Genomic DNA, 17606 nt, shown 5'->3' on the forward strand with positions numbered 1-17606 from the left:
GACACATCTAAAACCCTCAAGCAATACTGCCCGTATTAAATAATAAAAAACCATTCAAGGAGAACACCATGGTTGAATATCTCGCTCATTTACGAGCGCGAGGGGCATCGTTCAAGCTGTCCAAAGGTGGCTTCCACAGGATTTCAGCGGTGTTAACTGTCCTGATTCTGGTCATCGTTTTCTCAATGGCGAGTCCTGCATTCTTCACGGTTAACAATTCGATGACGATCCTGTTGCAGACTGCCGTGATTGGCATGCTGGGAATAGGCTTGACCCTCGTAATCATCACCGGAGGCATAGACCTTAGCGTCGGTTCCACACTTGCTCTGGCCGGCACCTCTGCAGGCTTGTTGGTGAAATCAGGAATGCCCGTTCTGCCAGCCATGTTGCTCGGCGTGCTTGTAGGGGCACTTTGCGGATTAATCAATGGCCTCGTCATTACCAAAATGCGAATTACACCTTTTGTCGCAACCCTGGGCATGATGATGATGGCACGGGGCCTTGCGCTTGAGTTGACTGGCGCCGCCCCAGTTTCCCGCCTGGGTGAGTCATTCTCGGTTCTAGGTAACGGAAGGCTTTTTCGCATTGTAGAACAAGGCCCGAACGGTTTACCCAGCGTCGTTTTCCCCGGCATACCCTACCCTGCGATCCTGCTATTGATTGTCGCAGTGATGGCGGCCTATTTGCTTCGCCGTCGGGCCACAGGAAAACATATCTACGCGACCGGCTCTAATGAGGAGGCTGCACGCCTCTCGGGTGTAATGGTCGACAAGACCAAAATAATCGCCTACACGCTCTCCGGAGCGCTGGCAGGTTTGGCAGGCATGGTTCTAATGTCCCGGCTGGGAACGGCACAGCCCAACGAGGGAATCATGTATGAATTGGATGCCATCGCCGCTGCTGTCATCGGCGGCGCTTCGCTGATGGGCGGCATTGGCAATATTGGAGGCACGATGATAGGCGCATTTATCATCGGCATCTTGCGCAATGGCCTCAATATGTCCGGCGTTTCAGCCTTCATCCAGCAGATCATCATCGGTTTCGTGGTCATTCTGGCCGTATATATCGACCAGATGCGAAACCGGCGGTGAGATACATTTTCAACCAATAGTGGAGAACAACAATGAAAACGTCTCTGAAAGTCCTAGTCACAGCGGTAACACTGTCTCTCGTATCAATGCCGGCGTTTGCTGGAGAGATTGCCGTTATCGTCAAGACGACCAACTCAAATTACTGGCAGAACGTTGACAGAGGAGCCGCAGAGGCGCTGGCTGACCAATCAGAACACAGCTACACCTTTAATGGCCCTGCATCCGAAACTGCTATCTCCGACCAGGTTAATCTGGTGGATAACGCGGTGAATCGTGGAGTCTCCGGCATTGTTCTAGCCCCGTCCGATCCCGAGGCACTGGCGCCCGCGGTTACGCGCGCGTATGAAAACGGCATTCCTGTCGTAATCATCGATTCGGAATTGGATGACTCAGCCGACGGTAGCTATCAGGCATTTTTGTCCACTGACAACTGCGCCGCAGGTGAATTGGTCGCAGAAAACATGATTGATGAGGTTGGCACAAGCGGCAAGGTGGCCGTCATGTCTTACGTTGCCGGGGCTGGTTCTGAAGTTGGGCGTGTAGGTTGCTTCACCGACTATCTGGACGCAAATTCTGATTTGGAAATTGTCGGCCCTCACTACTCAAAATCGCAGATGGGAACTGCATTAAACCAGACCACGGATGTTCTGGCTGCGAATGACGACCTGGTAGGCATTTTTGGTGCCAATGAGCCTACAGCAGTAGGTATGGGCCGCGCACTGGAAGAGTCTGGCAAAGCCGGAAATCTCGTAGCATTCGGTTTCGACGGCAGCGAAGACCTGCAGGACTTCATCCGGGACGGTACCTTGAACGCCATTGCCGTTCAAGGTTCGTTTCAGATGGGTGAACAGGGCGTGCAAACCGTCATTGAATTAATGAATGGCGATTCGGTCGAGGAATCCATTGATACAGGTGTTGTTTTGGTAACCCAGGATAACATCGACGATCCAGAAGCTCAGAACGTGCTGTACTAATAGCTGTGTCGCACCTGATACGCCTTTCGGCGCATCAGGTGCCTTATAGCGTTAATCGGAGTTAGTCCATGAGAATGCCCCACCAACAAGAAACACCGCTCGTCGAAATGGAGCATATTGAAAAGCTTTTCGGCGGTGTCCAAGCGGTCAATGACGTATCTGTAAATCTCAATGCTGGAGAGGTTGTTGGAGTATTGGGCCACAATGGTGCAGGCAAGTCCTGCCTCATGCGTATCCTGTCTGGCGCCATGAGCCCTAATGAAGGCACCATTCGTATCAAAGGTGAAAAAGTTGACATCAAGTCACCGCACGATGCCCGTGCTCTCGGCATCGAAACCATATATCAGACTCTGGCATTAGCGAACCACCTGGACACCCCATCCAATTTTTTTCTGGGCCGGGAGCTCAAGACGTTGTTCGGCAATCTTGATGACAGACGTATGCTGGAAGAGTCAAGCAAGGTCCTCCACAGACTCAACCCAAACTTCAAGAACTTGCAGGATCCGGTGTCCAGCCTTTCCGGTGGACAGCGCCAGGTAATTGCGATTGCCCGTGCGATCTACTTCAACGTCAAGATATTGATAATGGATGAGCCGACAGCCGCGTTGGGCCCTTCGGAAACAGCGATGGTTTCGGATCTGGTAAAGGAGCTCAAAAGCCAGGGTATCGGGATATTCCTGGTCTGCCACGACATACACGACGTGTTCGACCTTTGTGACCGTGTCATGGTCATGAACAGGGGAGAAAAAGTGGGACTGCATGACATCGAGGACGTCACGAAGGATGATGTACTAAGCCTGATCATCAAAGGAAAATTGCCCGACACCTGGTCGCCGAAGGCGGATGTTGCGCTGCAGTAGATTGCAGATTATCAAGGTTTAAGGAGCTTCTGATTCAGACGAATACTCAGTGGAATGCCTTGCCGATGGCGGAAACTCGCCATGTTGATAGGCTTTAAGATCAAGGCACAATCAATCAAATTCAGAAACGACAAGTTGAAAAATTATAAGTCTTAATGTCAAAGATATTCTAGCTCGATCAAATCCGGTCATGCCGGTACTTGCAGTTGAACATGTTGAAGATGCCGTGCCCCTGGCAGAGGCTCTGAAAAGTGGTGGGTCGCATTGGCAGCGCCAGGGAGATTGCGGCGTTGGCTACCTATTTGGCCGCAGACGAGTCCGCCTACACCACCGGGAGTGTTCATGTGATTGATGGCGGCTGGCTGACATGATTCCCGATTGCAACTGACGGTGCCTTGCAGTAACCGACTGCTACCAATATCCAAGGCTTTAAAGAAAGAGTGTTACAGCTATGAAATTACTTCGCTATGGGGATCCAGGCCAAGAAAAGCCCGGGCTGTTAGATACCGAGGGGAACATTCGTGATGTTTCAGCCCACCTGCCCGACCTGGCAAAACAATACATTGACCCAGACAATCTGGCCAAACTGGCTGGCATCGAAATTGACAGCTTACCCAGGGTGGATCAGTCAGTGCGAATCGGCCCCTGCGTCGGATCCATCGGTAAGTTTATCTGCATCGGATTGAACTATTCGGATCATGCCGCTGAAACAGGTGCAGAGTTGCCGCCCGAGCCCGTCGTCTTCAGCAAATGGACCAGCTCAGTATGCGGACCCAATGACGACGTCATCATTCCCAGGGGTTCACAAAAAACGGATTGGGAAGTCGAGTTGGGTGTTGTCATTGGTCGAGGTGGCTCTTACATCGAAGAAGCAGAAGCACTAAACCATGTTGCCGGCTATTGTGTAATCAATGACATTTCCGAACGAGAATTCCAGCTTGAACGCAGCGGCAGTTGGGACAAGGGCAAGGGGTGCGACACCTTTGGCCCGTTGGGCCCGTGGCTTGTTACTCCTGAGGAAATCCAGAACCCTCATGACCTCGATCTTTGGCTGGAAGTGGACGGGTACCGCTACCAGGACGGCAATACACGCACCATGGTTTACCAGATTCCCTTTCTGATCAGCTACCTGAGCCGGTTCATGAGCCTGCAGCCCGGCGACGTCATTTCTACCGGAACACCTCCGGGCGTAGGCCTCGGCCAAAAGCCTCCAGCTTATCTGCAGCCGGGCCAGACAATGCGCCTGGGCATTTCCGGGCTTGGTGAACAGCAACAAGTAACGCGATCTGCGGACCTGATCTAGGGCCTCATTCATGTTGCGTGCGCCCTATGTCAACCTAGTTGTGTCCGGCTAATGGAGTATAGTAATTATGAAGTTGATCCATAAAACAGCTATTGTTACAGGTGCCGGCAACGGCATTGGACGGGCAACGGCATTGTCTTTTGCAAAGGAAGGTGCTCAGGTTGTCGTCTCCGATATTGATTACGCCGCAGCGCAAACTACCACACAAAAGATAAAGGACATGGGCAGTGAAGCCATAGCAGTAAAAACTGACGTATCGAATCTGGCGGACCTTCAATCACTCATTGATAAAACTGTCCGCCATTTCGGGCAACTGGATATACTGGTAAACAACGCGGGCGTTATTCTTCCAAAGAGGCTAGACGATGTCTCCGAGGAGGACTGGAACCGGCTCTGCGACATCAACCTGAAAGGCGTCGTGTTCGGTTGCAAGCTTGCTCTGCCCGAGCTTCGCAAAAGGAAAGGAAACATTGTCAACATGGCGTCAATGACCGGTGTGTCCGGACAACAGAATAATCCCGTATACAGTGCCACCAAAGGTGGCGTCATCGCGCTCACACGCTCCCTGGCTATTGATTGCGCGATGGAAGGCGTCAGGGTAAATGCCGTCTGCCCGGCGGGCGTATCTACACCGCTTCTCGAAAAGTGGCTGGCTAATAGCGAGAACTCCGAAAAAGCCCGGATCAATCAGGATTACTCGCACCTTCTCGGCCGAACTGCTACCTCGGAAGAGATTGCATCGGTCGTGGCTTTTCTGGCCAGCAATGAAGCCTCTTTTATCACGGGTCAGGACATTCACGTCGAAGGCGGCGCAACCTTGGGTTATGGAGTCGGGCCAAAGGCTGAGTGGCATTCGCTATTGCCGCCGAGATAATTGGACAATTGCCCAAGAATCCAGGCTTTTAGCAGCCTCTCTTTTAGCGGCAAAACGTTGCATAATTTCAGGTTTTAAAAAAAAGCGAGCAGGCTTGATTTCGACAAAGGTAGCAACGCCTGAAGCATTAATTAAGCGAAAATCTGGGGTATAGGGAAGGGTTTTGGCTTCGTAGTTGTAGTGAAACCCCATAGGCTGGGCTTCAAAAGACTGAATGTCATCCGAATATTCAAAGTGAAAGCATGCATCGAATTCCAAAGTCCATTCGACGGTTAGGACATTGCCGTTTTTGGCACTAGCGAACTTGTAGAGATTTTTGACGCGGGAGTGGCGGAGCTTGCGGCGGTACATGGCACCACCCTTATATGTAGTTTAATTACATAAAAGGTAGCTTATGACAGGTTTTTTGAGAATTATGCCAACTAGCATTGAAAACGACATAAATGGAGGCGGCCCCAAAAGCCACATCCCGGCACACGCATCCACCACTACCGAGTATCATTCCGAGTGCCTTGGCAATTGATTTACAAAGAAATTTCAGCCTTCACTTGTTAGCGTGCACTTCCCAGCACGCTGCCCATATTGTACCCAGAATTATCCATTTTGTATCACCAATGTGTACCAAAATTCATGCCTTTCGAACCGTCCACTAGAAATTCTAAGGGCTTGTTGTAGACCACTGGACTCATATCAGAGATTTCAAGCACCCTCCCTCGATAACGATACGGGTAGGAACAAGCACACGGGCAGATTTTGAGCTTTTGGCATAGTGAGCGCATAGAGCTCTGACATAGCACAGCCCTATGCAAATGCTTACTTGCTATATAATTTTTTCTAGAATTCATATTTCCTTGGCAGACACATACATAAGCACATTTTGATACTCAAGCCTTGAGAGCGCGCTGAACAGTCGAAACGCCACAACCAGCAAGATCAGCTGTCTAGCGAATGCTAAAACCTTTCTCTCGAAGCTCTCGTATTTTCTGATGTAGAACAGCATCTATAGGTCTTCCCTTGTAAGCACCTTGAGCCTTCGCCTTTTCGATTTCTTCAGCCTGTCTTCTTCGCCGGTCGTCATAATCCTTGCGGGCAACGGCCGCTAGCATTTCCATGAGCATCGAATTAACAGCATCCAACATCCTTCCTGTGAAGTCATCGCTAGCGCTTACGGTCATAGCTACATAGCTAGTTGGCAGATCAAGAGAGACCACACGAAGACCCGCGCTCTGTATAGCAGCTTTCAGCTTGTCCCAATCAGCCTTAGTGAGGCGTGCTCAAGTGAGTACGCCGATAGGTAAGGCAATGCTGACTATGCTTACTGCTATGGCTGAGCTTGAACGTTCAAACATCAAAGAACGCCAACTGACTGGCATCAAGCGGGCCAAGGCTAAAGGCAAAGCGCTGGGTAGGAAGAAGACCATCAACGATGAGGATGTAGCTCAATGGCGTCAGGAGAATAGCGCCAGCATCAAAGCTACTGCTGAACATTTCGACATTTCGACAGCATCCGTAAAGCGAGCCTGTCGGATAGCCAAGGAAGTTGTAGTGTAGAATACACCAAAGGGATTTATGACTATAGTATGATACCTTTATTTATTGCCCTCACTTTTGTGGTGGAGTAATTATTTTACTTTGGCATTAAATGTAGCTGATGCTTTTAGAAAATATAGAGGAAAACTATTTTATGGCTTTGGTAACATGTAAAGAATGCCTTTCAGAAATTAGCAGTAAGGCTGCTTTGTGTCCTCAATGCGGAGTCCCACAAACAAACAAAAATCAGGGTAAGAAAGCGCTTACTATGGTTTTTTTAGCAATATTAGCTTTTTACTTTATGAATGATTCAGATAAAGATAATGACGCTAACAGCCATGCAGAAATAGCTAGCAAAAACTCTGGCAGAGATATAGAACATTTCAAAGAACCTTTCAATAGGAACTCTGCTGATGACCGCGATAATATTTTACCTAGCTCCCTTGGTGCAAGGGCAGCGTGTAGACATTTTTTGATACAATATTTAAATGACCCTGATAATGCTGAATGGGAGCCTGGTTATACATGGGAAACTGAGTTAGAAAAAGATTTTGCTGTAGTTTTTCCTTCTTTACGTACTCGTAATGCAAAGGGATTATCAATACTCGCTAGTTTTAAGTGTGAGATTGGTTTCGAAAATGGTAACTGGCATTTGAATGAATTAGAAAGAATTTAAATGGATGGGTTATAAAAATTATGTGGGATGAAATTGACGAAATTGTATATCATTCAGCATCAAGCCTTCTTCAGCATTTCGTAACTGAAAAGCACCCAGGTCTTGTTTATAGAGGACTCGGCTACCATCGCCACACACTCAGTCCGTCTATTGTTAGAGCCAAAACCTCTAGAAAACTGGAAGCTATCTATGGTGGAGACGCAAAAACATTTAAGGAAATTACATACCTGTATTGGTTCGTAAATGCCTGTGACGATGCAGGACTTCAAGTTGCTGGCGATAGTAGCGAACTGAGAGACTTCCTTCGGGAGCCAATAGGTCAGAATAGCCAAGGCCGAGAAGTTGATCTATTTAAATTTCCAAGTTTATGGCCCACAGATCAAGATTCCGTTTTCAGGTTCCTAGCACAAGCCCAACATCATGGTGTACCTACGCGACTCTTGGATTGGACTAGCTCTCCCTTGGTTGCTTGCTACTTCACTGTCTCTCAGGCTTTGAACGAACGAATCAGACAAGATGACGAAGCGGACTTATCAACTTGGATGGTGAGCATTGTTGAACTTGATAGCATTGCAGCAGGTTCTTTTGAGGATACTTTCACAATCAGAAAAGCTCCTGGCTCAACCAGTAAGAACCTAGCAGCCCAAAAGGGCATGTTCACGTTAATTAAAGGTTTTGAATTAAATAATCTCGACATAAATAACCACAGGTTATCCCGTATTTATCTTAAACGACACCTTCTCCCTCTTTCAGAAGCAAAAGAATTAATGCAACATCTTGAAAGACTGGGAGTAACAGTTGCGACCCTTTTCCCTGGCTTTGATGGTGCGGCGAAACACGCGACTGAAGCCATGTTACTTGAAGACTTAGACCAAGAATTAAGAGAGATTAAGTTAAAATAGCAATGTAGCAATACATATAATTAATATTTTATGTGTTATTATTTATATATGGCCTTGATCAATTTGGAATTCAACCCATTCCTTTAAATCTCTTGCTAAAGCAGAAAGTTCATGACTTTTTGCCCCTGAGAAACCGTGAGCAATACTCAGTAGCCCAGTTCTCTCTAACCTTGTTAAAAGAGCCGAACTAAGTTCTACGTCGCAGTTCATTTTTCCAGCTATATAGGTTGCCATGTTTTTTGGTTCAGTTTTTATACAAGAACTTTTATTGTTATTGCTATAGTCGTAAAGATAGTAGAGTATAATAATTTCCCGATCAGAAAGATCATCAACTATAGATAATATTTCATGATAAGAACTGGGGTTTTCAAAAAGTTTTCCCGACTCAACACCATATACTAACATATTGGAAAGTGTCATGATCTTATTTTTTGATGAGCTCCTTTTTAAAGCATCTTCAGTAGCGATAAAAGCCGCAATAAATTCATCTTTTTTAATTTCGGGGCTTTCTTTCGTAAAACCAGCTTTTGATAGCTCCTCTAACAAAAATATACGCCTCTTTTTTTTATACCTATTTAAAAAATATTTAAAAGTGTGTTTAATTATCATTGAGTTTGGCTCATTCACAATTTCCATTTTTTCCTCATTCGTTACGAATTTTAATAGAAATAATTAATTTCAAATTATAATAGAACACTTTTGCTTTCTTTTCATCACCAGCTGTTTATCCTATTACAGAAAACCGCTACATTGGGATGTGGTTTTAATAAACAAGCGTCTGATTTTAAAGCGTTTTATGTTTTTCGATTGCGATCCCAGTTTCTCCGCCAATATTTAAGGATAATTAGCAATTTAGTTGGTTCCTTTTTTTGTTTTAGACGCGAAAAGAGTAAATCTATAACGAGGCCGACACCTATCATTATGTTGCTCAGGCTAGACCAGTACACAATAGACGAAAGTCTAGCTTGAAATGAATTCCTCAGCGCCTAGTGCTAGGAAGCTTTGGCGCCATCGCCGTTTATTTTAATTTCAATTAGCGGAATATATTGGTTGTGGTTAGACATTCAACTCAATAGTTTCTAAATTAATATTGTTGGTTTATTTTCTCTATATTACATAGTAAAAGCTCCTGTCGGTGCTTGGTCTTTGTTATTTGGTGTACTTATAAAGATATGCTCACTACTCTTCGACCAGTATATATTCCCTGAGAGATTAATTCCCAATAATTTTTCATAAGGTCTCACGCTGCCTTTTTCAGCGCTCTTTGTACGGTCTTAGTAGTAATCCCATATTTTTCGGCAATCACTTTATGTGTATTTTTTTCACTCAATTCCCGAATCTCTTGGTCACGCTCTGCATTCTTCATTTTCGCTGGAGTTGGTGCCTTCTCAGGAATATCAAGCATAATGGAAAGATCAAGCTCACAATTTATTTGGAGTGCCTCTTCAATCTTTTTCGCCACATCTATTGTAGGAAGCACCACAACGATACGTTCTCCTTCAATGCCGTTACGAATGGAAGTGCGTGCAATGTGCTGTGCCATTGGTTCAATAAAGCTCTCATGCTCAATAGCAGCCCTACCAACTTCAATATCTACGCCCATCATTGCAAGCATTTTTGTATGTAAAGGTTTTAAAATTGGAATAGGGTTACCATGAATAATGTTCACTGTACGATGGTGAGTATCCCTATATACGTTCAATCCACGAGAATCAAATGACGTTACTGTAGCGTTAATATAGTTACTAAAAGGAAACTTCTTCATCCAAGAAAAGCACTGCACCAATATACGTTTACCCTGGTGATATTCGATTGCCTTCTTAATTCCTTTCCAGCCTATACAGGTTTCATCAAATTTTAAAGATTTGGTGCCGTCTTCTTTTAACTCCATCTTCTCACGACTAATCTTGTTAGTATTGAATAATGGAGCCAATGTCACAGTTGATTTATACTTAAAAGAATCTGGAGCATACTCTGACCTATTAATCTTATACCCTCTTACCTTCACAAACTGATAGAAAAGACTCTTTTCAACACTATTGCCCATCACATGAAATGAAATGCAGGACTTAATAATATTGGCATAATCAATGTAATCAGCAATAGTGATTATATACCCTTTTCTATTCTTTAAAAGTTTTACAAAAGCCTTCCTCTCTAACAACCCACTAAACATCATTTCAGCAGATTCAATACCAGCTAAAGTAGATTTCTTAAGCTCTTCAAGTAGCACTGAATCTGGAACACCATCTCGTATAGTTACGGTTCCATCTTCATGGTCTTGAACTAGCCCTTCAAAAAGTCTTTCATAGGTACTGGGTGGTATTTCCCTAGAAAATTTACAGTTGCTCAAGTTAGGCACTTCATCACAAACAACTATCCAGCCAGTCAAGAGATCAGTGTTAAGCATAGCAAGAGCTTTTTGTGTAACAACCAGAACACACCCTTCTCGACCTTCTATTAGAACTTTTTCTATTCGGCTATTTGTAGAGCCCAGATAATTGTCTTCAGAGTTAAAAACCTCATAGATGACACCTGCTTCTTCCATAGCTATTACTATATCATCACCAAGCTTAATCGTAGGCACCGCAAGTATTATGTTATCTTCAGGGTTGATTTTTTCAATGAATCCTCGAGTCTTTCCAGCGCCCATAAGGGCACTTGCAACACATACAGTATCAGTCATTTAATTTTCCTCAGTTATTTTTTACATTGGATCTTCCCACCGTTCTGTACGAAAGTGTGAGAGTTTCTAGCTTAGGTTGATATATCAAAGGTGGACAAAAACCCTTATAGATCTATAAGCAAAAATGTCCACTGTTGAAAAAAGTTATAAATATTTCCAACAAACAACAAGAAAGAAAATTATATCTCAGCGTCTAGTATTTCTGTTTTTTATTTTCTTCTCGTAAAACAATTTTTCTTATGCTTATCATATTATATTTATTTCAATAAAATCCTCCTTGGTCATTTCTGTTGTTGGGTTATATTGGTGTGGGTATCAATTTCCTATAACTACTTATAAGTTTATTGAACACCTGGCTGTGCCCACACTGAACATATCACTGTGTAATTCAGTAATGCTTGTATTCAATCTTCAGACACAAAAAAGAGCTGGGAAACAAATCCTATAAAAGGATGCCCGGTTCGGATATTCAGCTTTGGGGTACTAGAAACATTAAGCCACAGGTGCTGCTCTCAAGTCAAGTTTGTATCTTTATGTAACATGAATCATGTGTGGTAGATATCTCATAGCATCCGATAGCCACCAAAACGATGACAGTGAACCACCCTATTGAGCATTCCCATAAAACAGAAAATAGCTATACATGAGCAAAGCAGTACCGATGATTGCAAAAGCTAATTTCAGTGCTCAAGCAACTCAATTACTGGTTTCAACACTTCAGGCTTAAAGTCTTTTCCGTAGCGCGTATTAGTTATCCCACCTGTTGTATGCCCAAGAATCCCACCTATTAAGTTTTCGCTTACTCCTTTCTGCTTCAACTCATCGGCTACTGTATGCCTAAAACTATGAAAATCTTTCCTTCCAGACCCATCACCACACAGACCCACATCAGCTTTAAATCTTCCAAACCATCGACTTGGTGTAGCTGAATATCCATGTTTATCAGAATAACTAAGCATTGGAAATATTTGAGTTTCATGTTTCTCTAACCATTCATTTAAACCAAACTCTATAAGCTTGCTATGTAAAGGTATAACTCGCTCAGAAGAATGGTTCTTTAATCTTTGATTTGGTGAAGCTGCTTGTATGTGGATGCATGGCACATCATTTACTATTTTTATATCTTTCTTGCATAGCTGACATAGCTCATTCAAACGGGCACCAGTATAATAAGCCAATCTAGGCAACCAATACTTAAAATCCTGCTTAGACTCTCTATAATAGTTTGTTTTTTCGAATATCAAAGCCACGTCACTAGGAGTAAATACATCACGATATGAGTTAATTCGTACAGGATTCTTGATTCTCATACTAGCAAATGGATTGCTATTCAATATTCCTTCTTTTTGAGCGTAAGAAAATATTGTAGCTAAATTTTTAATATAGTTGTTATAAGTTGTAATACTGATAGTAGGGCCACCGCAATCAATCAAGTCTGAAAGGGCTTTATTAGGATGATTTTTTAAAGTACGAAGCGCTAAGGGAGGGAGTTGTAAAGCTTTCTCTCGGAATAGCTTCGCATCGTCTATGGAGTAGCAATCAATTCTCTTATCTTGGCAAATCAACAGTAACAGACGAATAACGGCTTCTTTGTCGTCTAGCGTCTTTAAGCTAACACCTTAGACTAGCTGAAACTGACGATAGGATTCAAAGAATTGAGATAGCGTGGGAATAGACGTGGCGAGACTTGATGAAGTATCAGAAGGTATCAAGGGAGGTCGAGAAGCGCCTAAAAGGCCCACATCAAGGGCGATAACCGTTTCCCTACCCTGTGTACTACCCAATAGCTCTTGAGCCTCCAGCAGCAATTTAGCCGCCTTCAACAAAGCATCTCGTTTGCTTCTCGTTTTGAGGGATCGTCTTAACTCCGTCTTCCCAATCTCTGCCCCTGAATTCATAGAATAACTGCAGCACTTTGGATCATACGGTAGAGGCAGGAGGGCCAGCAGCGGTACCCTCTCCGCCTTACCGACCAAAGTGAAGCAGAGTATGGGATACCGACAACTGACCCAGGCACAACGATATCAAATTTTTGCCCACAGGGATGTAGGGGTGAGCCAACGTCAGATTGCTCAACAGCTTGGCATTCACAGCAGTACCGTGAGCCGTGAGCTGAGACGTAATTCAGGTGCCAAGGGATATGAACCCGCAAAAGCGCAGCGTTACAGCGATCAGAGACGCCGCTCTGCTTGGAAGTGGACAAAGCGACTCCCTAGCCTGATCAATGCCGTAGCTGACAGGCTTAGGGAAGAATGGAGTCCAGAGCAGATTAGCGGTTTTATGGCGCCGTTGACGGGTATAGGGGTGAGTCATCAATGGGTCTATTCGTTGATCTGGGACGATAAGGCCAAGGGTGGCGATTTGTGGCGACACCTCCGCCAGCCCAAGCGTCGCAGTAAACATCGTGCCAATGCCAAAAGCGCAGGACTAGGCAAGATTCCTAAGCGTGTGGGGATAGAGCATCGGCCGCCTGCTATCGAAAGACGCCTCACCATCGGTCACTGGGAAGGCGACACGGTGCTTTATGGGCACAAGCAAGCGGGGATAGTGACGTTGGTAGAGCGACGAAGTGGCTACTTGTTGGCGGCACGTCTTCCAAAGGTAACGGCAGAACTAACGCAGAAAGCCATGGTTCGGTTACTTAAGCCTCGTCGGGGCGCGGTGAAGACGATCACGCTAGACAATGGCTCGGAGTTTGCAGACCACGAGACGGTCGCAAAAGCGGTTAGCGCCTCCGTGTATTTCTGTGATCCTTACTGCTCAGGCCAACGTGGGACAAACGAGAACACCAACGGCCTGATCAGGCAGTATTTTCCGAAAGGTACAGACTTCCGGAAGGTGACTAATGTAGAGCTGCGACGCGTTGTTCACAAGCTGAACGATAGACCCAGAAAGCGGCTGGGATACCGAACCCCAGCCCAGGTGTTCTTAGGAGAATATTCAGGAGCGCTAGAAACCGCGGGTGCTGCACTTATTAGTTGAATTCAGGCCCGAAGCGAGAAAGGAATAACTAGACGAAAGTAGTAAATACCATGGCGAGATTTGAAGAGGTAGGGTGAGCTCATTTGTACCACCATTCTGTATCACTAAGACGCAGAAGGTGAAATTTCCAAGCTCTTTCAATTGCTTACCAAAAATGGAGGCGGCCCCAAAAGCCACATCCCGGCACACGCATCCACCACTACCGTTGCTCCCTTCCGGGCCTGGCGGGGTTTGCAGTTTAGCGTTGCGGGAGGACCTAAGGGGCCACCATTACGGCTGACTCGTTTACGAGTCTAGCTACGCTGAGTGGTGGCTACGCCCTGATTTGAACAGGGGACCCCATCATTATGAGTGATGTGCTCTAACCAACTGAGCTACGTAGCCTTTCTGACATCAGCGGAGACGTATTGTGCCTACCTTAACGGCAAAAGGCAAGCCGAGAACCGGCCTGCCTTCAACTATCACTGAGGCTTATTGAAGTGCGTTACGCACAGCTTCTTCAGCAGGCTCACCATCGATGGTTTCAACGCCAGCTAACCATTCGCCTAGCAGATCATCGTTTTCCTTGAGATATGCACGCGCTGCATCACGTGGGTCTTCCCCGTCGTCCATGATTTCGCCCATCAGCTGGTTTTCCATCTCGAGCGTGAACGTCATATTGTCGAGTAGTTCACCGACGTTGGGACACTCTTCAACGTAGCCGCCACGCGTATTGGTATATACCGTGGCACCACCCAGGTCCGGCCCAAAGTAATCGCCTGCACCTTCCAGATAAGCCATGTCGAAGTTAGTGTTCATGGGGTGTGGTTCCCAACCCAGGAACACCATCCACTCTTCGTCAGGCACCCGTGCACTCAGCTCGGCCAACATGCCGGCTTCACTGGAATCAACCACTTCCCAATCGCCAAGGTCGAAGGCATCGTCATCGATCATTTGTTGAATCAACTCATTGCCGTCGTTACCCGCTTCAATGCCATGCAAATCGTTGTCAAACTTGTCCGCATGCTCGGCCAAGTCCTCAACCGAGGTAACGCCCGCGTCGTAAACATACTGCGGGACTGCGAGGGTGTATTTAGCGCCTTCAAGGTTGGCGGTCAATCGGTCCACGCTACCTTTTTCGGTATAGGGGTCGCTGATAGACGCCATCGACGGCATCCAGTTACCTAGAAAGACATCAAAGTCACCGTTTTCCATGCCAGAATAGGCAATCGGTACCGATACCGTATCTACGCGCGTCTCATAACCCATGCCTTCCAATACTTCACTGGCAAGCGCCGTGGTTGCAGTAATATCGGTCCAGCCTACCTCAGCAAAGCGAACGGTGCTGCACTCGTTGGCCATCGCTAGGGAAGGCAGACCCGCCGTTACGACCATCGCGCCCATCATGCCTAAACGTGTTCCCTTCATGCAGTATCCCCTTTTAATCAAGTTGTCGAACACCCACCCGACGTTTACGCCCTGGTAGGTAGAAGCAACATCTTTTTATTGATTGAACGTTCAATAAAAAAATGCGACTATATCTAGGTAATCATGCCTACCTCTGTTTTTCAAGTTGAGGGGATGAATAGGCATTCAACGTGAGGAGTGAAAGCTGTGCCTAAGGTGGGAATGGAACCAATACGCCGCCAGCAGTTAATTAAAGCCACCATGGCGGCCATTGATGAGGTCGGATTAGCAGAAACCACTGTCATGCGAATTGCCCGCCATGCGGGGGTTTCAGCAGGCATTATCAGCCACTATTTTGGTGGCAAGGATGGCCTACTGGAAGCCACCATGCGGCAAATCTTAACGGACTTAAACCACGCCGTTTATGTCCGCCGCTGCGCATTAGAAGATGAATCTCCCCGCGCGCACATTGGGGCGATCATTGAAGGTAACTTCGACCGCACTCAGGTCACCGGGCCGGCTGCCAAAACCTGGCTCGCCTTTTGGGCAAGCAGCATGCACAAACCCATGTTGCTGCGCTTGCAGTACGTAAACGACCGCCGCCTTTATGCTAATTTATGCCACCAGTTTAGCCGTGTGATGCCCCGGCCAGAGGCCCGCAATGCAGCACGGGGTTTGGCCGCGATGATCGACGGTCTATGGCTTCGCGGTGCGCTCGCGCCGGAAGGCTTAGACGCTGAAGAGGCCCGTTACCTGGCCCACACCTATCTTGACCAATTACTTGCTCACCATGGGTGCCAACAGCAGGCATCCATTGCCGAATCTAATTAAGGAGACCACCATGGCCGCTCAAGACATACAGCCCCTATTTATTAATGGTCACCCGGTTGATGCCACATCAGGCGAAACCTTCACCATCACCAATCCTTTTGATGGCAGCCTGCTGGCAACGGTAGGTCAAGCGAGCCAAGCCGACGTCGACAGCGCGGTTGGAGCCGCAAAGCGTGGCCAGCGTGAATGGGCTGCCATGACTGGTATGGAACGCTCGCGCATTCTGTTGCGCGCCGTAGCGCTTCTGCGTGAGCGTAATGACGAATTGGCTGAGCTAGAAACCCGCAATACCGGCAAGCCGATTAGCGAAACCGCAAGCGTCGATATTGTCACAGGCGCGGATGCACTGGAGTATTACGCAGGCTTGGCCCCCGCTATTGAGGGCAGCCAGATACCCCTGCGTGATAGCTCGTTTGTGTACACCCGTCGCGAGCCACTGGGAGTGATTGGGGCGATTGGCGCCTGGAACTACCCGATTCAAATTGCCTGCTGGAAGGCGGCGCCTGCGCTAGCGGCAGGTAATGCCATTGTCTTTAAGCCCAGCGAGGTCACCCCGCTGACGGCCCTGAAGCTTGCGGAAATTTTCACCGAAGCCGGATTACCCAATGGCGTTTTCAATGTTGTACAGGGTGACGGCCGCGTGGGCGCGATGATGACGGAGCACGAAGGCATCGACAAAATATCATTTACTGGTGAAGCGGGAACCGGCAAGAAGGTGATGTCAGCGGCCGCTGGCTCGACACTTAAAGATGTGACCATGGAGCTCGGCGGCAAGTCACCATTAATCGTGTTCGCCGATGCCGACCTCGACCGCGCCGCCGATGCGGCTATGATGGCCAACTTCTACTCCTCCGGCCAAATCTGCACCAACGGCACGCGGGTATTTGTCGAGCGCAGCGCCAAAGAGGCCTTTGAGGCCAAGCTGGTCGAGCGTGTTAAGCGTATTAAAGCGGGCGACCCCATGGACCCAAACGTCAACTTTGGCCCGCTGGTCAGCTTTGAGCACCAGGAAAAAGTGCTGTCTTATATTGCCCTTGGCAAAGAGCAAGGCGCACGCGTGCTGATAGGCGGCGATGACTGGAACACTGGCAGCTACGCTAATGGCGCGTGGGCTGCACCCACCGTGTTCACCGATTGCACCGACGACATGCGCATCGTTCGCGAAGAAATCTTCGGCCCGGTGATGTCAGTGCTCGCCTTTGATGACGAAGCGGAAGTCATTCGCCGCGCCAACGATACCAAGTATGGTCTGGCCGCCGGTGTCTTCAGCGAAAGCCTGAACCGTGCGCACCGCGTGATTCATCAGCTGGAAGCGGGGATCTGCTGGGTCAACACCTGGGGTGAATCTCCGTCCGAAATGCCGGTAGGCGGCTACAAAGAGTCAGGCATTGGTCGCGAAAACGGGGTTGAGACGCTAAATCACTATACCCAGACCAAGTCAGTACAGATCGAGATGGGGCCGTTTGAGTCAGTGTTTTAACTCCTGAATCAACACTCTCAAACACTTAGCT

The 17606-nt window shown here is 47.1% G+C and carries 17 protein-coding genes, 1 tRNA gene and 1 other RNA gene; 12 read left to right on the forward strand and 7 right to left on the reverse strand.

The genetic code is table 11. From position 1 onward, the window contains the following. Positions 1 to 68 precede the first annotated feature (68 nt). The 6 genes from GA0071314_RS10140 (at position 69) to GA0071314_RS10165 (ending at position 5102) form a co-directional block, all read left to right on the forward strand. Positions 69 to 1091, forward strand: a complete 1023-nt coding sequence (locus tag GA0071314_RS10140) for an ABC transporter permease (protein WP_074396532.1) — start codon at positions 69 to 71, stop codon at positions 1089 to 1091. A 32-nt stretch (positions 1092 to 1123) separates the two neighbouring features. Continuing rightward, positions 1124 to 2065, forward strand: a complete 942-nt coding sequence (locus GA0071314_RS10145) for an ABC transporter substrate-binding protein (protein WP_074396533.1) — start codon at positions 1124 to 1126, stop codon at positions 2063 to 2065. Positions 2066 to 2133: 68 nt separating this feature from the next. Next, a complete protein-coding gene (locus GA0071314_RS10150) occupies positions 2134 to 2925 on the forward strand; it encodes an ATP-binding cassette domain-containing protein (RefSeq protein ID WP_074396534.1) in 792 nt (263 codons plus the stop codon). Between the two features lie 251 nt (positions 2926 to 3176). Next, complete coding sequence (locus GA0071314_RS10155; protein ID WP_082934235.1) at positions 3177 to 3296, forward strand: SDR family oxidoreductase; 120 nt, start codon at positions 3177 to 3179, stop codon at positions 3294 to 3296. Positions 3297 to 3376: 80 nt separating this feature from the next. Beyond that, the gene (locus tag GA0071314_RS10160; RefSeq protein WP_074396535.1) at positions 3377 to 4228 is read left to right on the forward strand and encodes a fumarylacetoacetate hydrolase family protein; all 852 of its coding nucleotides are present in this window, start codon (positions 3377 to 3379) and stop codon (positions 4226 to 4228) included. 67 nt (positions 4229 to 4295) lie between these two features. Continuing rightward, entirely contained in the window at positions 4296 to 5102 is an 807-nt protein-coding gene (locus GA0071314_RS10165) for an SDR family NAD(P)-dependent oxidoreductase (RefSeq protein WP_074396536.1), read from the forward strand. On the opposite strand, the gene GA0071314_RS10170 is transcribed toward GA0071314_RS10165, so the two are convergent. Further along, a complete protein-coding gene (locus GA0071314_RS10170; RefSeq protein ID WP_074396537.1) occupies positions 5085 to 5453 on the reverse strand; it encodes a TnsA endonuclease N-terminal domain-containing protein in 369 nt (122 codons plus the stop codon). The genes GA0071314_RS10165 and GA0071314_RS10170 overlap by 18 nt on opposite strands. Positions 5454 to 6380: 927 nt before the next feature. Between GA0071314_RS10170 and GA0071314_RS10180 the strand changes: the two genes are divergently transcribed. The 3 genes from GA0071314_RS10180 to GA0071314_RS10185 all read left to right on the forward strand — a co-directional run bounded on the left by GA0071314_RS10180 (position 6381) and on the right by GA0071314_RS10185 (position 8210). After that, a complete protein-coding gene (locus GA0071314_RS10180; protein ID WP_269449409.1) occupies positions 6381 to 6653 on the forward strand; it encodes a recombinase family protein in 273 nt (90 codons plus the stop codon). Positions 6654 to 6786: 133 nt separating this feature from the next. Beyond that, complete coding sequence (locus GA0071314_RS19340) at positions 6787 to 7308, forward strand: hypothetical protein (protein ID WP_156524107.1); 522 nt, start codon at positions 6787 to 6789, stop codon at positions 7306 to 7308. A 20-nt stretch (positions 7309 to 7328) separates the two neighbouring features. After that, positions 7329 to 8210 (forward strand): FRG domain-containing protein, encoded by an 882-nt coding sequence (locus GA0071314_RS10185; RefSeq protein WP_074396538.1) that lies wholly within the window; start codon positions 7329 to 7331, stop codon positions 8208 to 8210. Between the two features lie 42 nt (positions 8211 to 8252). Here GA0071314_RS10185 and GA0071314_RS10190 read toward each other — a convergent pair whose 3' ends face one another. The 3 genes from GA0071314_RS10190 to GA0071314_RS10200 all read right to left on the reverse strand — a co-directional run bounded on the left by GA0071314_RS10190 (position 8253) and on the right by GA0071314_RS10200 (position 12461). After that, positions 8253 to 8846 carry a hypothetical protein gene (locus GA0071314_RS10190; protein WP_074396539.1) on the reverse strand — a complete coding sequence of 198 codons (594 nt, stop codon included), beginning with the start codon at positions 8844 to 8846 and terminating at the stop codon, positions 8253 to 8255. A gap of 604 nt (positions 8847 to 9450) precedes the next feature. After that, positions 9451 to 10896: a hypothetical protein gene (locus tag GA0071314_RS10195; RefSeq protein ID WP_074396540.1), complete on the reverse strand. Its 1446-nt coding sequence runs from the start codon at positions 10894 to 10896 to the stop codon at positions 9451 to 9453. Positions 10897 to 11576: 680 nt separating this feature from the next. Next, positions 11577 to 12461 (reverse strand): site-specific integrase, encoded by an 885-nt coding sequence (locus GA0071314_RS10200; RefSeq protein ID WP_156524108.1) that lies wholly within the window; start codon positions 12459 to 12461, stop codon positions 11577 to 11579. 424 nt (positions 12462 to 12885) lie between these two features. Here GA0071314_RS10200 and GA0071314_RS10205 point away from each other — a divergent pair, with 424 nt between their 5' ends. Beyond that, entirely contained in the window at positions 12886 to 13878 is a 993-nt protein-coding gene (locus GA0071314_RS10205; RefSeq protein ID WP_074394883.1) for an IS30 family transposase, read from the forward strand. A 164-nt stretch (positions 13879 to 14042) separates the two neighbouring features. Here GA0071314_RS10205 and ffs read toward each other — a convergent pair. The 3 genes from ffs to GA0071314_RS10220 form a co-directional block, all read right to left on the reverse strand. After that, positions 14043 to 14139: signal recognition particle sRNA small type (gene ffs, locus GA0071314_RS10210), an RNA gene on the reverse strand. A gap of 46 nt (positions 14140 to 14185) precedes the next feature. After that, positions 14186 to 14262 (reverse strand) — tRNA-Met (locus tag GA0071314_RS10215). A gap of 87 nt (positions 14263 to 14349) precedes the next feature. Then, positions 14350 to 15285: a choline ABC transporter substrate-binding protein gene (locus GA0071314_RS10220; protein ID WP_074396542.1), complete on the reverse strand. Its 936-nt coding sequence runs from the start codon at positions 15283 to 15285 to the stop codon at positions 14350 to 14352. A gap of 201 nt (positions 15286 to 15486) precedes the next feature. Here GA0071314_RS10220 and betI point away from each other — a divergent pair, with 201 nt between their 5' ends. Next, positions 15487 to 16095, forward strand: coding sequence for a transcriptional regulator BetI (gene betI, locus GA0071314_RS10225; protein WP_074396543.1), 609 nt, complete (start codon positions 15487 to 15489; stop codon positions 16093 to 16095). A gap of 10 nt (positions 16096 to 16105) precedes the next feature. Further along, positions 16106 to 17575 carry a betaine-aldehyde dehydrogenase gene (gene betB / locus GA0071314_RS10230; protein WP_074396544.1) on the forward strand — a complete coding sequence of 490 codons (1470 nt, stop codon included), beginning with the start codon at positions 16106 to 16108 and terminating at the stop codon, positions 17573 to 17575. The last annotated feature ends 31 nt before the right edge of the window (positions 17576 to 17606 follow it).

The organism is Halomonas sp. HL-93 (assembly GCF_900086985.1).
In the GTDB taxonomy this organism is placed as follows: domain Bacteria; phylum Pseudomonadota; class Gammaproteobacteria; order Pseudomonadales; family Halomonadaceae; genus Vreelandella.